General features: G+C 64.0%; 16 protein-coding genes. 7 read left to right on the plus strand and 9 right to left on the minus strand.

What is annotated here, in order from left to right; all coding sequences use genetic code 11:
* Positions 1-223 precede the first annotated feature (223 nt).
* Together ACCQ08_RS18165 and ACCQ08_RS18170 are read left to right on the plus strand one after the other, a co-directional pair.
* Positions 224-1,036 (plus strand): pyruvate, water dikinase regulatory protein, encoded by an 813-nt coding sequence (locus ACCQ08_RS18165; RefSeq protein ID WP_239811633.1) that lies wholly within the window; start codon positions 224-226, stop codon positions 1,034-1,036.
* Between the two features lie 150 nt (positions 1,037-1,186).
* The gene (locus ACCQ08_RS18170; RefSeq protein WP_239811632.1) at positions 1,187-1,642 is read left to right on the plus strand and encodes a hypothetical protein; all 456 of its coding nucleotides are present in this window, start codon (positions 1,187-1,189) and stop codon (positions 1,640-1,642) included.
* A gap of 114 nt (positions 1,643-1,756) precedes the next feature.
* Here ACCQ08_RS18170 and ACCQ08_RS18175 read toward each other — a convergent pair whose 3' ends face one another.
* The 4 genes from ACCQ08_RS18175 to ACCQ08_RS18190 form a co-directional block, all read right to left on the minus strand.
* Positions 1,757-2,545 (minus strand): transporter substrate-binding domain-containing protein, encoded by a 789-nt coding sequence (locus tag ACCQ08_RS18175; RefSeq protein ID WP_239811631.1) that lies wholly within the window; start codon positions 2,543-2,545, stop codon positions 1,757-1,759.
* Between the two features lie 161 nt (positions 2,546-2,706).
* On the minus strand, positions 2,707-3,252 hold the full coding sequence (locus tag ACCQ08_RS18180; RefSeq protein ID WP_373450578.1) for a glycine zipper 2TM domain-containing protein: 546 nt from the start codon (positions 3,250-3,252) through the stop codon (positions 2,707-2,709).
* An 80-nt stretch (positions 3,253-3,332) separates the two neighbouring features.
* Positions 3,333-3,782: a dUTP diphosphatase gene (dut, locus tag ACCQ08_RS18185; protein WP_313330233.1), complete on the minus strand. Its 450-nt coding sequence runs from the start codon at positions 3,780-3,782 to the stop codon at positions 3,333-3,335.
* A 183-nt stretch (positions 3,783-3,965) separates the two neighbouring features.
* On the minus strand, positions 3,966-4,469 hold the full coding sequence (locus ACCQ08_RS18190; RefSeq protein ID WP_373450579.1) for a hypothetical protein: 504 nt from the start codon (positions 4,467-4,469) through the stop codon (positions 3,966-3,968).
* Between the two features lie 251 nt (positions 4,470-4,720).
* Here ACCQ08_RS18190 and trxA point away from each other — a divergent pair, with 251 nt between their 5' ends.
* Both trxA and rho read left to right on the plus strand, forming a co-directional pair.
* On the plus strand, positions 4,721-5,053 hold the full coding sequence (gene trxA, locus ACCQ08_RS18195; protein ID WP_027010832.1) for a thioredoxin TrxA: 333 nt from the start codon (positions 4,721-4,723) through the stop codon (positions 5,051-5,053).
* A 354-nt stretch (positions 5,054-5,407) separates the two neighbouring features.
* Positions 5,408-6,670: a transcription termination factor Rho gene (gene rho / locus ACCQ08_RS18200; protein WP_239811627.1), complete on the plus strand. Its 1,263-nt coding sequence runs from the start codon at positions 5,408-5,410 to the stop codon at positions 6,668-6,670.
* A gap of 53 nt (positions 6,671-6,723) precedes the next feature.
* On the opposite strand, the gene ACCQ08_RS18205 is transcribed toward rho, so the two are convergent.
* Genes ACCQ08_RS18205 through ACCQ08_RS18215 form a run of 3 tightly spaced genes read right to left on the minus strand, consistent with a single transcriptional unit; the run spans position 6,724 to position 11,269 of the window.
* The gene (locus ACCQ08_RS18205; protein WP_373450580.1) at positions 6,724-8,127 is read right to left on the minus strand and encodes an efflux transporter outer membrane subunit; all 1,404 of its coding nucleotides are present in this window, start codon (positions 8,125-8,127) and stop codon (positions 6,724-6,726) included.
* A gap of 3 nt (positions 8,128-8,130) precedes the next feature.
* The gene (locus ACCQ08_RS18210; RefSeq protein WP_373450581.1) at positions 8,131-10,080 is read right to left on the minus strand and encodes a MacB family efflux pump subunit; all 1,950 of its coding nucleotides are present in this window, start codon (positions 10,078-10,080) and stop codon (positions 8,131-8,133) included.
* A 1-nt stretch (position 10,081) separates the two neighbouring features.
* On the minus strand, positions 10,082-11,269 hold the full coding sequence (locus tag ACCQ08_RS18215) for an efflux RND transporter periplasmic adaptor subunit (RefSeq protein WP_373450582.1): 1,188 nt from the start codon (positions 11,267-11,269) through the stop codon (positions 10,082-10,084).
* A gap of 726 nt (positions 11,270-11,995) precedes the next feature.
* Between ACCQ08_RS18215 and ACCQ08_RS18220 the strand changes: the two genes are divergently transcribed.
* The 3 genes from ACCQ08_RS18220 (at position 11,996) to ACCQ08_RS18230 (ending at position 15,533) form a co-directional block, all read left to right on the plus strand.
* On the plus strand, positions 11,996-12,241 hold the full coding sequence (locus ACCQ08_RS18220) for a type B 50S ribosomal protein L31 (protein WP_021026595.1): 246 nt from the start codon (positions 11,996-11,998) through the stop codon (positions 12,239-12,241).
* Positions 12,242-12,432: 191 nt separating this feature from the next.
* Entirely contained in the window at positions 12,433-14,145 is a 1,713-nt protein-coding gene (locus ACCQ08_RS18225) for a hypothetical protein (RefSeq protein ID WP_239811623.1), read from the plus strand.
* A gap of 8 nt (positions 14,146-14,153) precedes the next feature.
* Positions 14,154-15,533: an MATE family efflux transporter gene (locus tag ACCQ08_RS18230; protein WP_312834390.1), complete on the plus strand. Its 1,380-nt coding sequence runs from the start codon at positions 14,154-14,156 to the stop codon at positions 15,531-15,533.
* Here the strand turns inward: ACCQ08_RS18230 and phoR are convergent.
* The gene (gene phoR, locus ACCQ08_RS18235) at positions 15,530-16,879 is read right to left on the minus strand and encodes a phosphate regulon sensor histidine kinase PhoR (RefSeq protein ID WP_312834389.1); all 1,350 of its coding nucleotides are present in this window, start codon (positions 16,877-16,879) and stop codon (positions 15,530-15,532) included. The two genes, ACCQ08_RS18230 and phoR, sit on opposite strands and share 4 nt — an antisense overlap.
* 108 nt (positions 16,880-16,987) lie before the next feature.
* A complete protein-coding gene (phoB, locus tag ACCQ08_RS18240) occupies positions 16,988-17,695 on the minus strand; it encodes a phosphate regulon transcriptional regulator PhoB (protein ID WP_021026591.1) in 708 nt (235 codons plus the stop codon).

The following is a 17,695-nucleotide window of genomic DNA, read 5'->3' on the forward strand; positions in this document are numbered from 1 at the left end:
GCATAGACTCCTGTCCGGCCGCTGCGGGCTCGGACATCTGGCTTTGTATTTGTACTGGTAGGCCGGAGTACATGCGGGAAATGTGAATAATGGGCGTCATTGTAGGCGTGCTGCCGCCGTTTTGCTTGCGACTTGCTGAACACCGTGGTCAACAATGACAAAGCCCGCACGCAGCGGTGCACCGCCTGCGACAGAATTCGCCCGTTACCGCCGATGTACCCCCATGCACCAACGCACCATTTTCTTTATCTCTGATGGCACCGGCGTGACAGCCGAGACCTTTGGCCGCGCCATCATGAAGCAGTTCGACATCACCACCCGCGCGGTGCGCCTGCCGTTTGTGGACACGGTCGACAAGGCCCACCAGGCCGTGCACCAGATCAACCACACAGCCGAAAAGGAAGGCAAAAAGCCCATTGTCTTCACGACCCTGGTCGAGCCCGAGACGGTCAAGGTGGTGCATGCGCACTGCAAGGGCCTGGTGATGGACATGTTTGCCACGTTTGTGCAGCCGCTGGAAGACGAGCTGGGCGCCAAGTCGCACCACCGCATCGGCCGCTTCACCGATATCAGCGAGAGCAAGGAATACTTTGACCGCATGGAGGCGATCAACTTCAGCCTGGCGCACGATGACGGCCAGACCCACCATGACCTGGCCGGCGCCGACGTGATCCTGGTGGGGGTCAGCCGCAGCGGCAAGACGCCTACCAGCCTGTACCTGGCGATGCAGTTCGGCCTGAAGGTGGCCAATTACCCGCTGATCCCCGAGGATTTCGAGCGCCAGCAATTGCCCCCGGCGCTGCTGCCTTATAAAAAGAAGATCTTTGGCCTGACCATTGCGCCCGAGCGACTGTCCCAGATCCGCAACGAGCGCCGCCCGGACTCGCGCTATGCGAGCCTGCAGAACTGCCGCATGGAGGTGGCCGAAGCCGAATCGATGATGCGCCGCGCCGGCATCCAGTGGCTGTCGACCACGCACAAGTCCATCGAAGAGATTGCGGCCGTGGTGCTGCAGGACCTCAAGCAGGACGAGTGAGCGCCAGGCTGCCGTGAGCTGCACGCTGCGCAACTTGGATGCGCAGCGTTACCGTTGCTTCGCACAGCTTTACAGCAAGCCGCATGCCGGCCTGCTATAACCAAGTGATAGCGGCCCCGTGTGGATGGGCCGCCGCTCAGGAGTTCTCCGATGAACGCAACATTGACCTGGATCGCCAGCGCCGGCCTGTGTGCCATGCTGCTGGCTGCCCTGCCCGCCCATGCCGCCCAACCGGGCGCTTTTTCCGTCACCGAGACCAAATCGGCCATCGGCAACAAGGCGGCCAAGCCCCCCCGCACCAAGGACCGCTGCATCGGCCCCGAGCTGGTGGACAAGGAAGGCTTTCTCTACCCCGACCTGATCCTGTCCAAGCACTTCAGCCAATGCCGTATCAAAGACAGCAAGCTGCTGGACAAGAACAACAAGAGCTGGACGGTGACCTGCGGCAAGATGCTGACCGCCCAGGCCAAGCAAACCAATACCGGCGACAACTTTCATCTGCATATCGATGCAGCCCTGCTTGGCGGCGCGATGAAGCAGACATTGGACTATGAGGCGCAGAGCCTCAAGCGCCAGTGCACACCTGAAGACGAGCCGCTGGAATAAGCCCACCCGCACCGCCAAAGAACCAGCGGGCTTGGGCCCGCTCAGTGTTGCGCCAACAGCGGCCGGGCCCTGCCATGCGCTGCCTTGCCGGCGGGTGTCGATGGACCTAGCGGATCACTTCAGCCATTTCTGCGCCTCTTGCTGCAGCACACCGCGCAGCGCGAGCACGTCCCAGGTGTACTGCATCACGCGCTGGTAGTCGGCATCGTCCACCGGCAGCATGAAGCCCAGCTGGTTGACGGGGGTCAGCGGCTTGTCCAGGTACGCGGCGTAAAGGCGCGGATCGGCCTTGCTGTAGTGCAGCGCCTCATAGGTCTCGGTGATCATCGCGTCGCCCTTGCCTTCGGCGATCAGGCCCGGAATCTCGGCGTTCTTGTCGTGCGTGCTGACCTGGGCGTTCTTCAGGTTCTGCAGCACATAGGCTTCGTTGGTGCCGCCGGGATTCTTGATCACGCGCACGCTGGCCTGGTTCAGACTCTCGGGTGTGGTGAACTTGTCCTTGTCGGCTGCCCGCACCAGGGCCACCTTGCCGAACGGCGCATAGCCGGGCAGCATCTGCACCTTGCTCAGGCGCGCCACATTGCGGGTGATGCCGCCCACGGCCACATCGAACCTGTTGTCCTGCAGGTCCTGCATCAGCTTGGGCCAGGTGGTATCCACATACTCGACCTTGACACCCAGCTCCTTGGCCATGGCTTCCACCACCTCGATGTCATGGCCGGCATATTTGCCATCGGCCTTCATCGCAAACGGACGGTAGTCGCCCGGCGTGCCTACGCGCAGCACCTTGGCCTGCAGGATGGCATCGAGCCGGGGGCCCGCCTGGGCAGGCAGAGACAGCGCAGCAAGCGCGGTCGCGCTGACAGCCATCGCGGCGAGAACATGGGTTTTCTTCTGGAACATGGGGCACCTTGGTGTTTCGACAATCGGGAGGAAATATCTCGCAAAAAAAGCGTGCACACCGTTGCGGTGTACACGCTTTTTGAGACACGCGGCGCCATTGTCTCCCGGCGCCCGCCGCCTGCCCATCGGGGTTCACCCAAGCGCAGCAGGCACTGCGGCGATCAATAACGCGAGATCTGGCCCTGGTTGATCTGCACGCGGTCACCCGGGCGCAGGTCGCCGGGGTTGGGCACATCAAAAATGCGCTGGCCGCCGTTTTGCAGGTTGATATGGATGCGGTAGCCGCTGACGGTGCTGCGGCCGCCATTGGACGACTGCTCCAGCGCATTGCCTGCTGCTGCACCACCGGCCACACCGGCGGCGGTAGCGGCCATACGGCCAAAGCCGCCACCGACCTGGTTGCCCAGCACGCCGCCCACCACCGCGCCCAGGATGGCGCCGACGCCCGAGGTGCTGCGCGACTGCGAGCGCAGCTCTTCAATATTGGCCACGGTGCCATATTCCATGCCGTAAGGCGCTTGCTGCGGGTAGCCGCCCTGCTGCGGGTAGCTGCCCTGTTGCTGGGGCGCGGGGCCTTGCGGGTAGCGGTTGTCATAACGCGGAGGTGCCTGCACACAGGCCGCCAGCACCGAGGTGGCCGCCAGGGCCAGGCCCAGCTTGCCTGCGCGTTGCAGCATGCTGCGCGAGCTTGGATTGGTTTGAGACATTGCGCTCTCCTTTCAGATCACAAAAATGGCTTGGGGGTCAGGGCATCCGCGCCCTGCCAGGTTCAATACGGTGCGGCGGCTTATCGCGTGCCGGTGGAGCCATAGCCCCCGGCACCGCGTGCGGACACATCGCCAAAATCTTCCACCACCTGAAAGCTCGCCTGCACGACGGGCACGATCACCATCTGCGCCAGGCGCTCCATCGGCTGCAGCACAAACGGCTGGGTGCTGCGGTTCCAGGCGCTGACCATCAGCTGGCCCTGGTAGTCGCTGTCGATCAGGCCGACGAGGTTGCCAAGCACGATGCCATGCTTGTGGCCCAGGCCCGAGCGCGGCAGGATCATGGCGGCATAACCGGGGTCGCGCAGATGGATGGCCAGCCCGGTGGGCACCAGTTGCCAGGCATTGGGCTCCAGGGTCAGCGGTGCATCCAGGCAGGCACGCAAATCCAGGCCAGCGCTACCGGGGGTGGCGTACTGGGGCAACTGGTCTTGCATGCGGGGGTCGAGAATCTTCAGGTCAACAATCATGGTGGTGGTTCAACTAGCAATGCAGCGAAGGCTAGCATATACACAACGCCCGGCGCCCCAGTTGGTGCACAGGCCTACAAGCATTTACCGTATGCATACAAATGCGCCGGCCCGCGCCTGCGCTGTCTGCTGCCCCGGCCCGGCGCTGCCGCAGCCGCCCCACTGCAGAGACTTTTCCCAGCGCTAACCCTTCTGGGACCAGCCTTTTCTGAAAGCCGCAATCAACATCACGATGCCCAGCGGCGGGAACATGATGCCGAGGATCGCGGCAATCAGCAGCCCGATGAGCTTGAAGCCGCTGAAAGACTTTTGAGGGGCCGCGCCGTCGCCAGCGGGAGCAAAGATGGACGTGCTGGACGCGCCTGAGGTGCTGCGCGCAGTGGCGGTCACTGTCTGCGCCGCGCCTGGGCGCTTGTCCTTGCGCGTTTGGTCCATCTGGCGGATGCGGTCAAGCAGCTCCTGGGCCTGGTCGGCAATCGGGTTGTGGCTTGCCTTTTGGCCGGATGCCCCCGATAGCGCCTGGCCCTGTCCCTGGCGCTGCCGCGCCGGGCGCTGCGTGCTGCCGGCAGCATGGGCGGCGCCCGTGTTCTGCCGGGCGATGAGCTGCTCCACATAGCGCACAAAGTCACCGTGGGGCGGTGTGTCGTAGACAGAGGCTGTGTCCCTGTTCAGCAGTGCCAATTGCATCTCCTCCTGGCGCGGCCGCCTGCAAGTGGCGGCAGCGATTGATAGTTTCAAACTCCGGCATAGCAGCCATGCATGCCCGGGACGCTTTCCCTCTGAGAGCGCATTGTGCTTGACATCCAGCGCCCCTACAACGCGTCAGATGCGGCGTCCGTTGCCTGCGCCCGGCCTTGCTTTCTGTCACAATGGCCTCAACTTTTGTCCATGGCGCATCCCCGCTGCCTAGAAACCCGATATTTAACAAGGAACCTGCCATGTCGGAATCCCTGATCAAGCACACCAACGAAGCCAGCTTTGAAGGCGATGTACTGCAACCCAACACCAATGTTCTGGTGGACTTCTGGGCGGAATGGTGCGGCCCTTGCAAGCAGATCGCTCCGGTGCTGGAAGAAGTGTCGGTCAGCTACAAGGACAAGCTGCAGATCGCCAAGGTCAATGTGGACGAGAACCGTGCCATTTCGGCCAAGTTCGGCATCCGCGGCATCCCCACGCTGATGCTGTTCAAGAATGGCGAACTGGCCGCGACCAAGGTCGGCGCGCTGAACAAGGCCCAACTGACGGCCTTCCTGGACGAGCAACTCGCCTAAATTCAGCCCCGGGATGCCAGCGCAACATCCGCATCAGCATCCCGCCAGAGCGGCTATGGCCACCAAAAGCACGGTTTGCGCCGTGCTTTTTGCTTTTTCAAGCTTTTGATTTATCTATAATTTTTATAAGAAAATCGAAAACCCTAGCCGCTCGCTGTCCCGCTTGATACATATAGTTGATAATTCAAGCGGGATGTTCGTACAGTAACCTGTCTATAATCTTCATTCAGATCACCGATCGTATTCCGACCAAGAATAGATCACGCATGGTCTCCGGCTTCGCGGTCTCCCGCTTATTGCACCGGCTCTGCATTCCCCCTACCTCTAACAGTTACTCCGTTCTGGAGTCCATCCATGCACTTAAATGAGCTCAAGGCACTGCACGTGTCTGAAGTCCTCAAGCTGGCAGAAGAGCTTGAAATTGAAAATACTGGCCGCATGCGCAAACAGGAGTTGATGTTTGCGATCATCAAGAAGCGGGCCAAAGCCGGTGAACAGGTTTTTGCCGATGGCGTTCTGGAAATCCTCCCTGATGGATTTGGCTTTCTGCGAAGCCTTGATACCAGCTTCACCGCCAGCACCGACGACATCTACATTTCCCCCAGCCAGGTGCGCCGCTTCAATCTGCACACCGGCGACATGATTGAAGGCGAAGTGCGCACCCCCAAGGATGGCGAGCGCTACTTTGCCCTGACCAAGCTCGACAAGGTCAATGGTCTGCCCCCTGAGCAGAACAAGCACAAGATGATGTTCGAGAACCTGACCCCGCTGTTCCCCAAGGAACAGCTGCGTCTGGAGCGTGACATCAAGGCCGAGGAAAACATCACCGGCCGCCTGATCGACATCATTGCGCCTGTGGGCCGTGGCCAGCGCGCACTGATCGTCGCGCCTCCCAAGAGCGGCAAGACGATGATGATGCAAAGCATTGCACACGCCATCACCGCCAACTACCCCGATGTGCACATGATGGTGCTGCTCATTGACGAGCGCCCTGAAGAAGTGACGGAAATGCAGCGCTCGGTCAAGGGCGAGATCATTGCATCGACCTTTGACGAACCCGCCGCCCGCCACGTGCACGTGGCCGAGATGGTCATCGAGCGCGCCAAGCGCCTGGTGGAAATGGGCCAGGACGTCGTCATCATGCTCGACTCCATCACCCGCCTGGCCCGCGCCTACAACAACGTCGTGCCCTCGTCGGGCAAGGTGCTCTCCGGTGGTGTGGACGCCAATGCCCTGCAGCGCCCCAAGCGCTTCTTTGGCGCGGCCCGCAATGTCGAAGAAGGTGGCTCGCTCACCATCATCGCCACCGCCCTGGTCGACACCGGCAGCCGCATGGACGAAGTGATCTTTGAAGAATTCAAGGGCACCGGCAACAGCGAACTGCACCTGAGCCGCCGCCTGTACGAAAAGCGCGTCTTCCCCGCCATCGAGCTCAACAAGAGCGGAACCCGCCGCGAAGAGATGCTGCTGGCACCCGAGATCCTGCAAAAGACCCGCATCCTGCGCCAGTTCATGTACAACATGGACGAGATCGAGTCGATGGAGCTGATGATCAAGAACATGAAGCAGACCAAGAGCAATGTCGAGTTCTTCGACATGATGCGCCGAGGCGGCTAACCCCCTTCAGCGCCCTCCCGCCTGCCAACCCTCCGCCCACACGGAGGGTTTTTTCATGGCGCAGCGCTCAGGACCCCAGCCACGCCGCCCACGCCGCCGCCCAAGGCCTGCTGCAAAGCCAGATGGCTTTGCAGCAGCGCCAGGCGTGCCGACCCATGGGCCAATTCACTGCTGCGCAGGCGCTCCTGGGCATCGAGCCATTCACGCAGCGGCGCCTGCCCGGCCCGGTAGCGCATGGCGTAGAGGCGCTCGATCTGTTGGCTCTCTTCAAGCGCCCGGCGCAACCATTCCAGTTGGCGGCTCAGTTGCGCGCGCGCCGACAGCGCCTTGTCGACTTCGGCCAGCGCACCATAGAGGGTCTTGCCAAAATTCAGTACCGCCTCCTCATGGCGCGTGCGGGCGATGTCGGCAGCCAGGCCAAGCTCCCGTGCGTTGAGGAAGGGCAAGCTCAGGTTGGCGCCCAAGCTGGCCACAGGGTTGGCCAGCACCTGCAACAGTGCCTGGCTGGATGTGCCCAGCGACCCCGTCAACGACAGCGTCGGATACAGGCGCGCTGCAGCGGCATCGCTGGACGCCAGTGCGGCCCGCAGCCGCAGCTCGGCCGCGCGCAGGTCCGGCCGGCGGCCCAGCAGTTCGGCTGGCAGCCCTGCACTGACAGGCGGTAGGGCGGTGGCCGGCAAGCGCGGTGGCTCCGCCTCAAGACCGGGCGGCGCGCCGTTGAAGAGCACCATCAGTGTCTGGCGCAGCTCTGCCCTGCTCTGCACCAACTGGCTGAGCGCCACCTGCTGCTGCGCCACCGCCTGCTCCGCCTCGCGCAAGGCCAGACGAGAATCTGCGCCACTGCGGTAACGCAAAGCCACCAAGGCTTGCACCCGCTGGGCATAGGCCAGGCTGTGCTGCGCATGGCCGATGCGTTCGTTCGCCCATCCGATCTGCCAGTAAAGATTGGCCACAGAGCCGGCCATGGACAGGGCCACCGCATCCAGGTCCTCACGGCTGGCCTGCGCCTCCCATGCAGCAGCATCGCGCTGCGCGCCAAGACGGTCAAAAAGATCGAGCTCCCAGCTCAGCCCCAGCTGGGCATTGGCGTTTGTCGCGAGGCCCCGGGCATCACCCGACAAAGGCTGCGTGGCAGTGCCAGCCAGCGATAGTGACGGCGTTGGCGCAAGCGCACGCGCTGCCAGCTGCGCCTCCAGCGCAGCCCGCCGCACGCGAATCGCGGCTGCAGCCAAGTCGCTATTGCGCGCCAGCGCGAGATCGATCCAGGCACCGAGCTGAGGGTCAGCGAATGCGCGCCACCAGCTCGGCTCCTGCGGAACGGCCGCCTCTTGTTCGGCATGCACAAACTGCGCGGGCAAGGCCACTGCTGGCGGCACATAGGGCGTGCGGACAGGCGCTGCACAGCCTGCCAGCGCACTGCCTGCCAACACGGTGATCCATAACGTAGTACGCCGCATAGGTCAGTCCCTTGCCAGTGCCTGGACAGGATCGAGCCGCGCTGCCGCACGCGCGGGCAAAAAGCCAAAGCCGATGCCGATCAGCGACGCACTGGCCACTGCCCCCGCGATGGAGGTGGTGCTGAACGACAGCTGCCACGGCGCATGCAGCAAGCTGACCAGCGCACCCACACCCAGCGCCAGCCCGATGCCCAGCAGACCGCCCACCAGGCATACGAGCACGGCCTCGATCAGAAACTGCTGCAGGATGTCCGACTGGCGGGCACCGATGGCCATGCGTACGCCGATCTCGCGTGTGCGCTCCGTCACCGACACCAGCATGATGTTCATCACCCCCACGCCGCCGACCAGCAGCGCAATCGCCGCGATGGATGAAATCAGCAAGGTCAGCACCCGGCCGGTGCGGCTCACCGCTTCGCGGATCTGGTCGGCGTTGAAAATAGAGAAATCCTGGCTGCCATGGCGCGCGGTCAGCAAGGCCGTCACCGCCCGTTGGGCCGCCTCGAGGGGCACCGTGTCGGCAATGCGCAAGCGAATGCTGTCGAGGTGGTGTTTTCCGCCCAGGCGTGCATACACGGCGGTGTAGGGCACCAGAAAGTTCGGCGTGGGGCCTGCGAAGCTGTGGGTCTCCGGTGCCAGTACGCCAATGACCTCGGCCGGCATGCGGCCCAGCAGCACAGTCTCCCCCAACGGCGACGGCTGATGCGGAAACAGCGCACGCGCAGCCCGCTGGTCGATGACCGTGACCTGCGCATTGCGCTCGACCTCACCCTCGTTGAAGAAACGTCCGGCGGCCAGCCGAAGCCCTAGCACGCGCCAGTGGTCCGCGCCCACGCCGTTGATCTGGGCCGACGCGGCACGCTCTCTGTAAAGGGCAGTGACTGGCACCGACAGGCTGGGAGAGGCACTGTCCACATAGGTTTGTGCAGCCAGCGCCTGCACATCGCCAGCGACCAAGGTGTTCACCGATCCGGCGTTGGGGTCGCCAAAATCCCGGCCGGGGTAGATCTCCAAGGTGCTCGTACCCAGGCTATCGATTTGGGCCAGCACCTGGTCCTGCGCGCCGCGCCCCAACGCCACGACAAAGACCACCGCCGCAATACCGATGATGATGCCCAGCATCGTCAGAAAGCTGCGCAGGCGATGGGCTGCCAGCGCACGCATCGCCATATGCATCGCCTCAAACAGGCGATGACTCCAGGCTGGCAGCGCTGAGTTGCCACGTTGGGCAGCGATGGCCTTGGCCTGCTGCTTTGGCTGCGCCTGGCGCAGTTGCCGGTCGGCTACCACTTCACCGTCACTGAGCTCGATGATGCGCTCGGCATGGGCGGCCACGCCCATGTCATGGGTCACCAGAATCACGGTGTGGCCGTCGGCATGGAGCTCCTGCAGAATACGCATGACCTCCTGGCCGCTGGCCTTGTCCAACGCACCGGTGGGCTCGTCCGCCAAAATCACGGTGCCGCCGTTCATCAGCGCCCGGGCAATCGACACACGCTGCTGCTGGCCTCCGGAGAGCTGCGCTGGCCGATGCTGCATGCGGTCTGCCAGACCCAGGCGCTCGAGCAGCGCCTGGGCCCGCGCCTGGCGGTCCACCGTGGCCAGGCCCGCATAGACCGCTGGCAGTACGACATTGCCCTGGGCCGATAGATCAGCCAGCAGGTGGTAGCGCTGAAAGATGAAGCCAAAGCTCTCGCGGCGCAGCGCTGCCAGCGCATCGGGCGCCAGTGCCGATACATCGCGCCCGGCAATGCAGTAACTGCCGCTCGTGGCACGGTCCAGACAGCCCAGGATATTCATCAGGCTCGACTTGCCCGAACCCGAGGCACCGACGATGGCCACCATCTCTCCGGCATCAATGCGCAGGTTGATGTCCTTGAGCACCGCCACCGCGCCATCGCCGGCCGGGAACTCGCGCCGCAGGCAGCGCATCTCCAGAAGTGCAGTGCGCATCTCAGAACCCCAGCAGCCCGCTGGCCGGCCACTCACTGGGCAAGGCCTCGCCCAGCACCACCTCTTCGCCTGGCGCCAGCCCCTCCAGCACCTGCGTCTGCGAATGGGTCTGCAAGCCGATGCGCACCTGCCGGCTGGCCACACCGCCTGCCGCATCGCGCACCCGCACGCTGTACAAACCCTCCGCATCTCGTGCCCCCAATGCGGCATTGGGCACCTGCAGCGCCTGTAGCGCCTCATCCACCAGAATGCTCACCTGTACCGTCATCGACGGTCGCAATTGCCCATCCGGGTTGGCCACATCGAACAGCGCGTTGTAGTAAACCGCCCGTGTCGCGGCACCCTCGTTGCCGCCGGGGCTGACGCCTGCACCCACATCGTTGACGATGGATTCCGGCGCGGGCTCGACCCGTTCAACCGTCGCCTGGTGGGCCACTCCGGGCTGGCCCAGGGTGGTAAATGTCACCGCCTGGCCGGGCGCAATCTTGTGCACGTCGGCCTCCGATATTTCCGCCCTCACGGTCATCACATCGAGCTTGGCCAGCATCACGATATTGGGCGTGGTCTGGAAGGCGTTGAGGGTCTGGCCCTGCTTGGTGACCACCGCCACCACCATGCCGTCCATCGGCGCAACGATGCGCGTGTAGCCCAGGTTGATGCGTGCCGTCTCCACCTGCAACCGTGCCTGCTCGATCTGCGCGCCGAGCGAACGCACCTCCGCCTGGGCAGTCACCAACGCGGCCTTGGCAGCCTCGTAGGTGGCCTGGGCGGTCGCCTCGCCTTGCAGCAGCATTTGCTCGCGCTGGTAACCCAGTTGCGCCTGCAGCCTGGCAGCCTCGCGGGCCGCCAACTGCGCCTGCAGCGATGCCAGCGCCGCCCGGGCATTGCTCAGCGCCACCTGCTGGGGCTGTGCATCGACCTCGGCAATCAAGTCGCCGGCCTTGACCTGCTGGCCCAGCGCCACATGCAAATGCTGAACCTGGCCGGAAACCTGCGCACCGACGGCCACCAGCTCCTTCGCACGCAGACGGCCCACGGCCAACACGGTCTGGCGCAGGTCTGCGGTGGTCACCATTGCCGTAGCGTACAACGGCGCAGTTGACGACCTGGCCGACAACCAGAAGCAGCCCGCCACCAGCACACCTGCGGCAACCAGCGCTGCCACTAACACCCCATTGCGTTTGGACACCCCTGCTCCCTCCCTGCCTAGGTCCCCCGCTAGTGCAGCCATCGCCGCGCGAGCAGAAGTCTTGAAACAAGCCTGCAGTCTGGTGTCAAATATTGGGATTAGTTTGTAATTTCTATGGACATTCGATGACCAGATAAAACACCTACTTATAAAACGATAAGCGCAAGTTACTGGTCGCAAATCTGCACTGACCCGCTGTGCCCTCCCAGTGGCCACCGCCCCCCTGTTATCGGCGTCCGGCCAAAGGGGCCCTCAGAATCTGCGGGACATGCGGCTAGTCGGTGGCTACGGTACGCGCAGTCCGTTGTCCGCTGGATCCATTCCTCGACGCCCGGTGCCCCGCCGATGGCTGCCTGCGTTGTGCCCTTTTGGGCCGGCTGGGTGCTGCGCCGCCACCATCTGCCCCGCCCGGGCGACAGAGCCCGCCAAAGCGCGATCGCCGGTTCTGAACAGATTCGTGTGCCCGGCTGCAGTTTTTTCCGGTGGCGCCGGGCAGCCATCGTGTGGGGTGCCAGCAGGCCTCAAGCCCTGTCAATCCGAGCGCTGCAATGCTTCAGCCTCAGGCCGGCCACCCATCAGCCGACTGAAACCAGAGGTTTTGCAGCACACAAAGCCACCATATGCAATAATGGAGGGCTTTTATTGCGGAAAGTACGCCCAGTTTACTGGGATGCAGAGGTTGCATCCGGCTTGGCACGGCTCCCGCACTTGACCTAAGGAAGAATCATGAAAGAAGGCATTCACCCAGACTACCGCGAAGTGTTGTTCGTGGACCTGTCCAACGGCTTCAAGTTTGTGACCCGCTCCTGCGTGAACACCAAGGAAACCGAAACCTTCGAAGGCAAGGAATACCCGCTGTTCAAGCTGGATACCTCGTCTGAGTCGCACCCTTTCTACACCGGCACCCAAAAGTCGGTGGACAACATGGGCGGCCGTGTGGAGCGTTTCCGCAACCGTTTCGGCAAGAAGTAATTTGCAGGCTCCAAAGGGTGCGGCTGCAAAGCCCAGCGCCCTTTTGTCTTGCAAAGCAAAAGGCAGTGCGAAAACGTGCTGCCTTTTTTTATTTGCCCCGTTGATTGACCCGCAGGCGATGCGCGGTTCTCCTACATTTCTGGCGCAGGGCCTGATAAGCTGCTGAGCCTTGCCACCTCTGGTACCCCGGTGTGAATTTTCCGACCCCTGCCATCGTCTCCCAAGCTGCTGTCCGTCCGCTGCCGCGTGCACTTCTGCTGCTGCTGTGCTTGGCCTATGTGGTGCCCGGCTTTGTGGCCCGCGCGCCCTGGAAGACCTTGGACATCACCAGCTATGGCTACGCGCTGGCCTTAGCGGAGGGACGGACACCGTGGCTGGCACCAGAGATTCTGGGCTTGAGCCCGGACACCGAAGGCCTGATTCCCTACTGGCTGGGCGCCTGGGCGATCCAGGCTTTTGGAGACGTCATGTCGCCCGAGCTGGCCAGCCGCCTGCCGTTTGCCGCGCTGCTCTGGCTGGCGCTGATGGCCACCTGGTATGCGGTGTACTACCTGGCGCGCAGCCCGGGCGCTGGCCCGGTGGCCTTTGCCTTTGGTGGCGAAGCCAACGAGATTGACTATGCGCGCGCGATGGCCGATGGCGGCCTGCTCGCACTGATTGCCTGCCTGGGCCTGGCCCAGCCTTCGCACGAAGCCAGCAGCTATGTGGTGCAACTGTCGGGCGTCTGTTTCGTGTTCTACGCCGCCGCTTGCATTCCGATCCGCTTTGCCACGCCGCTGTGCGTCGGTGCGATAGGCCTGGTGATGCTGGCGCTGAGTGGCGCACCCACCTACGCGGTCTGTCTGGGTCTGGGTGTGGCCCTGATTCTGGCCTTGACCCCGGTGGATGCCAAGCTGCGCGCGCGCAGCCTGCAGGCGGCGGGCGTGTTCGCCATCCTGGGCGTGGCTGCGTTGCTGCTGGCCGTCTATCTGCACCAGTGGCAGTGGCGCATTCTGCCGGCCGAGAACTTCCGCCAGCTGCGCCCGCTGTTCGAACTGGTGGTCTGGTATGTCTGGCCGGCCTGGCCGCTGGCGCTGTGGTCCCTGTGGATCTGGCGCCGCCAGGTGGCTGACTGGCGCTTTGTGCACCGCCATCTGTGGCTGCCGATCCTGCTGGGCGCCCTGGCGCTGGTCAATACCGTCATCACCACGCCATCGGACCGCGCGCTGCTGCTGGGCCTGCCCGCGTTTGCCGCGCTGGCCGCCTTTGCGCTGCCTACCTTCCGCCGCGCAATGGCAGCGCTGATCGACTGGTTCACCCTCCTCTTTTTCAGCGCAGCGGCCATCACTATCTGGGTGATCTGGTTGGCGGTCTACACCGGTACGCCGGCCAAGCCAGCGGCCAACGTGGCGCGCATTGCTCCCGATTTCGTCGCCCAGTTCTCGCTGCCCCAGTTTGTCATGGCCGTGCTGGCCACGCTGGCCTGGTGCGCGCTGGCCTTTTGGCGTGCCCGCCGCAACCGGCCCGAGATCTGGCGCAGCCTGGTGCTGCCGGCCGGCGGCACCGTGCTCAGCTGGATCTTGCTGATGAGCATCTGGATGCCGATGCTGGACTATGGCCGCAGCTACACCGCCCAGGTGCAGGCCTTGGCCAAGGTGCTGCCGCCGCCCGCATCGGCGGGCTGTGTGGCCGCCTGGGGCCTGAGCCGTTCGCAGATTGTGGCCCTGCAGGCCCAGGGCGGCTGGCAGCTCAAGACCTTGACCGACCCGGCCAGCGCATCCTGCAACTGGCTGGCGATGCCGCTGGAGTCACAGCGCACCCCGAGCAACGAGGTGCTGGGCCCTGAGTGGCAGCGCCTGGCTGCGGTGGCCCGTCCGACCGACAAGAACGCGGAGATCGTCATCTACCGTCGTCAAGCGAATTGAGGGTGTGCATGCGGGAGAGTTGGACGCGCCTGCTGGCAGGCCGCGATATGCGGGTGCTGGCCAAGCATGCGGGGACGGTGTTTGTCGGCCAGATTGCCGTGATGGGCTTTGGCGTCGTCGACACCATCGTCGCCGGCCGCCATGCCGAGGCCTCGCTGGCGGCACTGTCGGTGGGCTCGGCCATCTTTGTGACGGTCTACGTCTCGCTGATGGGCCTGCTGCAGGCGCTGATGCCGATCTGGTCGGAGATGCACGGTGCGCGCCGCCATGCCGAGATTGGCGCCTCGCTGCGCCAGTCGCTCTACATCTGCCTGGCCGCCACCTTGCTGGGCTGGGCCGTGCTGTTCAACCCCGCACCGATCCTGCGCTGGACCGAGGTGCCGCAAGAGCTGCAAGCGCTGGTCAAAAGCTACCTGGCCATCATCGGCTGGAGCCTGCCGGCAGCGCTGCTGTTCCGCATCTTCAGCACGCTGAGCCAGTCGCTGGGCAAGCCCAAGATGGTCACCTGGCTGCAGGCCATGTCCTTGCTCGTCAAGCTGCCGCTGTCCGTCTGGTTTACCTTTGGTGGCCTGGGCCTGGCGCCGATGGGCGTGCTGGGCTGCGCCTGGGCCACCTTTGTGGTCAATTTTCTGCTCTGCGCGCTGGGCTGGTGGTTGCTGCGCAGCCAGTCCGTCTATGCACCGGCCGATATCTGGCGCCGCCTGGAGCGGCCGCACTGGCCCACCTTGGCACAGTTTGCGCAATTGGGCGTGCCCGCCAGCCTGTCGATCCTCGTCGAGATCACCTCGTTCACCCTGATGGCGCTCTACGTGGCGCGCATGGGCACAGCCTCATCGGCCGCGCACCAGATTGCGGCCAATGTCACCGCGCTGATGTACATGGTGCCGCTGTCGCTGGCCATTGCGACCAGCGCGCGCGCCAGCTACTGGCGCGGCGCAGGCGATGAGGCGCGGGCACGCCAGGTGGTGTTTCTGGGCCTGTTCAGCGCCATGGGCCTGGCGGCTACGCTGGCACTGCTGGTCTGGCTGACCAAGGGCTGGATCGTGCCGATCTACACCGCAACGCCAGAGGTGGCCGCCATTGCGCTGGGCCTGCTGGGCTGGGTCAGCCTCTACCACCTGGCCGATGCCAGCCAGACGGTGTCGATCTTTGTGCTGCGCAGCTACCGCATCACCGTCACCCCTTTGCTGGTGTACTGCAGCCTGCTCTGGGGTGTAGGGCTGTGGGGCGGCTTTCAGCTCGCCTACCACGGCATCGCCGGCCACGCGGCGATGGGTTCGCCGATCGCCTTCTGGATGTGCGCTGCCAGTGCGCTGATGCTGGCTGCGGCCTGCTTCCTGGTCCTGCTGCACCGGGTGACCGCTCGCGCGGTGCGCCAGGGCCGTTAAACCAGCTCTTCTGCGAGCTGCTTGCGCACGCGCGACGGCGGAAACACTACGCTGAATTCCGAACCCTTGCCGATCGTGCTGCGGATCTGCAGCTGCGCGCCATGGCGCTGCAGCACATGCTTGACAATCGCCAGGCCCAGGCCGGTACCGCCGGTGTCGCGCGAGCGGCTGCGGTCCAGGCGGTAGAAACGCTCGGTCAGGCGCGGGATATGCTCGGGCGCAATGCCAGGGCCGGTGTCGGTGACGCTGACCCGGCCCGAGCCATCGGGCTGGCGGCTGAACTGCACCCGGATCTCGCCGCCCGCCGGCGTGTAGCGCACGGCGTTGTTGACCAGGTTGGACAGCGCGCTTTGCAGCTCGTTGCCCGCGCCTGCCAACTCATAGTCGCCCGCCTCCGCGTTCGCATCTGGAAAGAACAGTTGCAAAGGCTTGTCGCCCTCTTTGGCAATCATGCGTGCCAGACCATGGGCGTCTTCCTCACAGCGCTTGAGCAGGCTGCCGACGCTGACCCATTCGTTGAGGCTGGGGGGCGGATTGCCTTCCAGGCGCGACAGGGTCAGCAGATCGACCACAAGCCCCTGCATGCGGTGGGCCTGGTTGGACATCAAGCCCAGATACTGGGTGCGCTCTTCGGCGCTCAGCGGCAGGGTCTGCAGGGTCTCGATGAAGCCGGTCAGCACGGTCAGCGGCGTGCGTATTTCATGCGATACATTGGCCACGAAGTCACGCCGCATCGCATCGGCCAGCTCCAGGGAGGTGACATCGCGCGACAGCAGCAGCTTGCGGTTGCCGCCGTAGGGAAACATCTGCACCGAAATGCGCATCGGGCTGGCAGCACGCACGACCGGGCTGACCATCACCACATCCTTGCTGAAATTGTTGGCGTTGAAATAGCCGATGAATTCCGGCGCGCGCACCAGGTTGGTAATCACCTGCATGTGGTCACGCTCCAGATTGAAGCCAAAGTGGTCGCATGCAGTCTGGTTGCACCATTCGATATGGCTGTGTTCATCGAGCAGCACCACGCCGTTGGGTGACGCCTGGATGGCCGTCAGCACCTGGTGCAGCCGGTCATCGGCCTGCGCCTCGTTCTTCTGCAGCTGGCGCACCAGCCGGCGCGCCCGGTCGGCCGCCTCGCCCCACATACCCATCAGCTGCGGGGCACTGTCGGGGTCACCGCGCCTCAGCCATGCCAGCACCTTGTTACCTCGCCACAAATCCGTGACAAACCAGCACCAGGCACCGATGACGGCGGCTATCAGCGCGCCATGCCACTGGCCCAGCCACCATCCCAGGGCCGCGCCCAGGGCCTGAAAAACCAAAAAACTGACAATGCGAAACAGCATGCAGGCCTAACGCTCAAAAACAAAAAAAAGCTGCGACCAGCGCAGCCTCCACAAAACCCAAGGTGCCCGGATGCGGCAGTATCTCCGCATCCCCGGCACGGTGCAAGGCTATGCGCGCTGCAAAGCCTGGGGCTGGCCGGTGATGCGGTAGCCGGCACCACGCACGGTCTCCACCATCACATTGGCAGCGCCCAGGGCCTCACGCAGCCGCTTGACGTGGACGTCCACGGTGCGCTCCTCGATGAACACATGGTCGCCCCAGACCTTGTCCAGCAACTGCGAACGCGAGTGGACACGCTCGGCGTGCTTCATCAGAAAGTGCAGCAGCTTGAACTCGGTGGGCCCCAGCTTCAGCAGCTCACCCTGGAAGGTCACGCGGTGCGTGGCCGCATCCAGCACCAACTCGCCAATCGTCACACTGTCGTTGACCTGCTCGGGAATGCGCCGGCGCAGCACCGCACGGATGCGGGCCAGCAACTCCTGCGTGGAGAACGGCTTGGTGATGTAGTCATCGGCACCGGCATCGAGACCGGCAATCTTGTCGGGCTCATCGCCGCGCGCTGTCAGCATGATGATCGGAATGCCCTTGACGCGCGCATCGGCACGCCATTTGCGCGCCAGCGACAGGCCGCTTTGGCCCGGCAGCATCCAGTCCAGCAAGATCACATCGGGCAGCACCGCGTCCAGTTCGCGCTGTGCAGCATCACCATCCTCTGCCCAGATGGGCAGGCAGCCGTTGTGCCGCAGGTTCACCGCGATCAGCTCGGCAATCGCGGGCTCGTCTTCGACAATGAGTACGCGTGGCAGTTTTTTCAT

The sequence above is a fragment of the Comamonas sp. SY3 genome, assembly GCF_041730275.1.
In the GTDB taxonomy this organism is placed as follows: domain Bacteria; phylum Pseudomonadota; class Gammaproteobacteria; order Burkholderiales; family Burkholderiaceae_C; genus Comamonas; species Comamonas sediminis.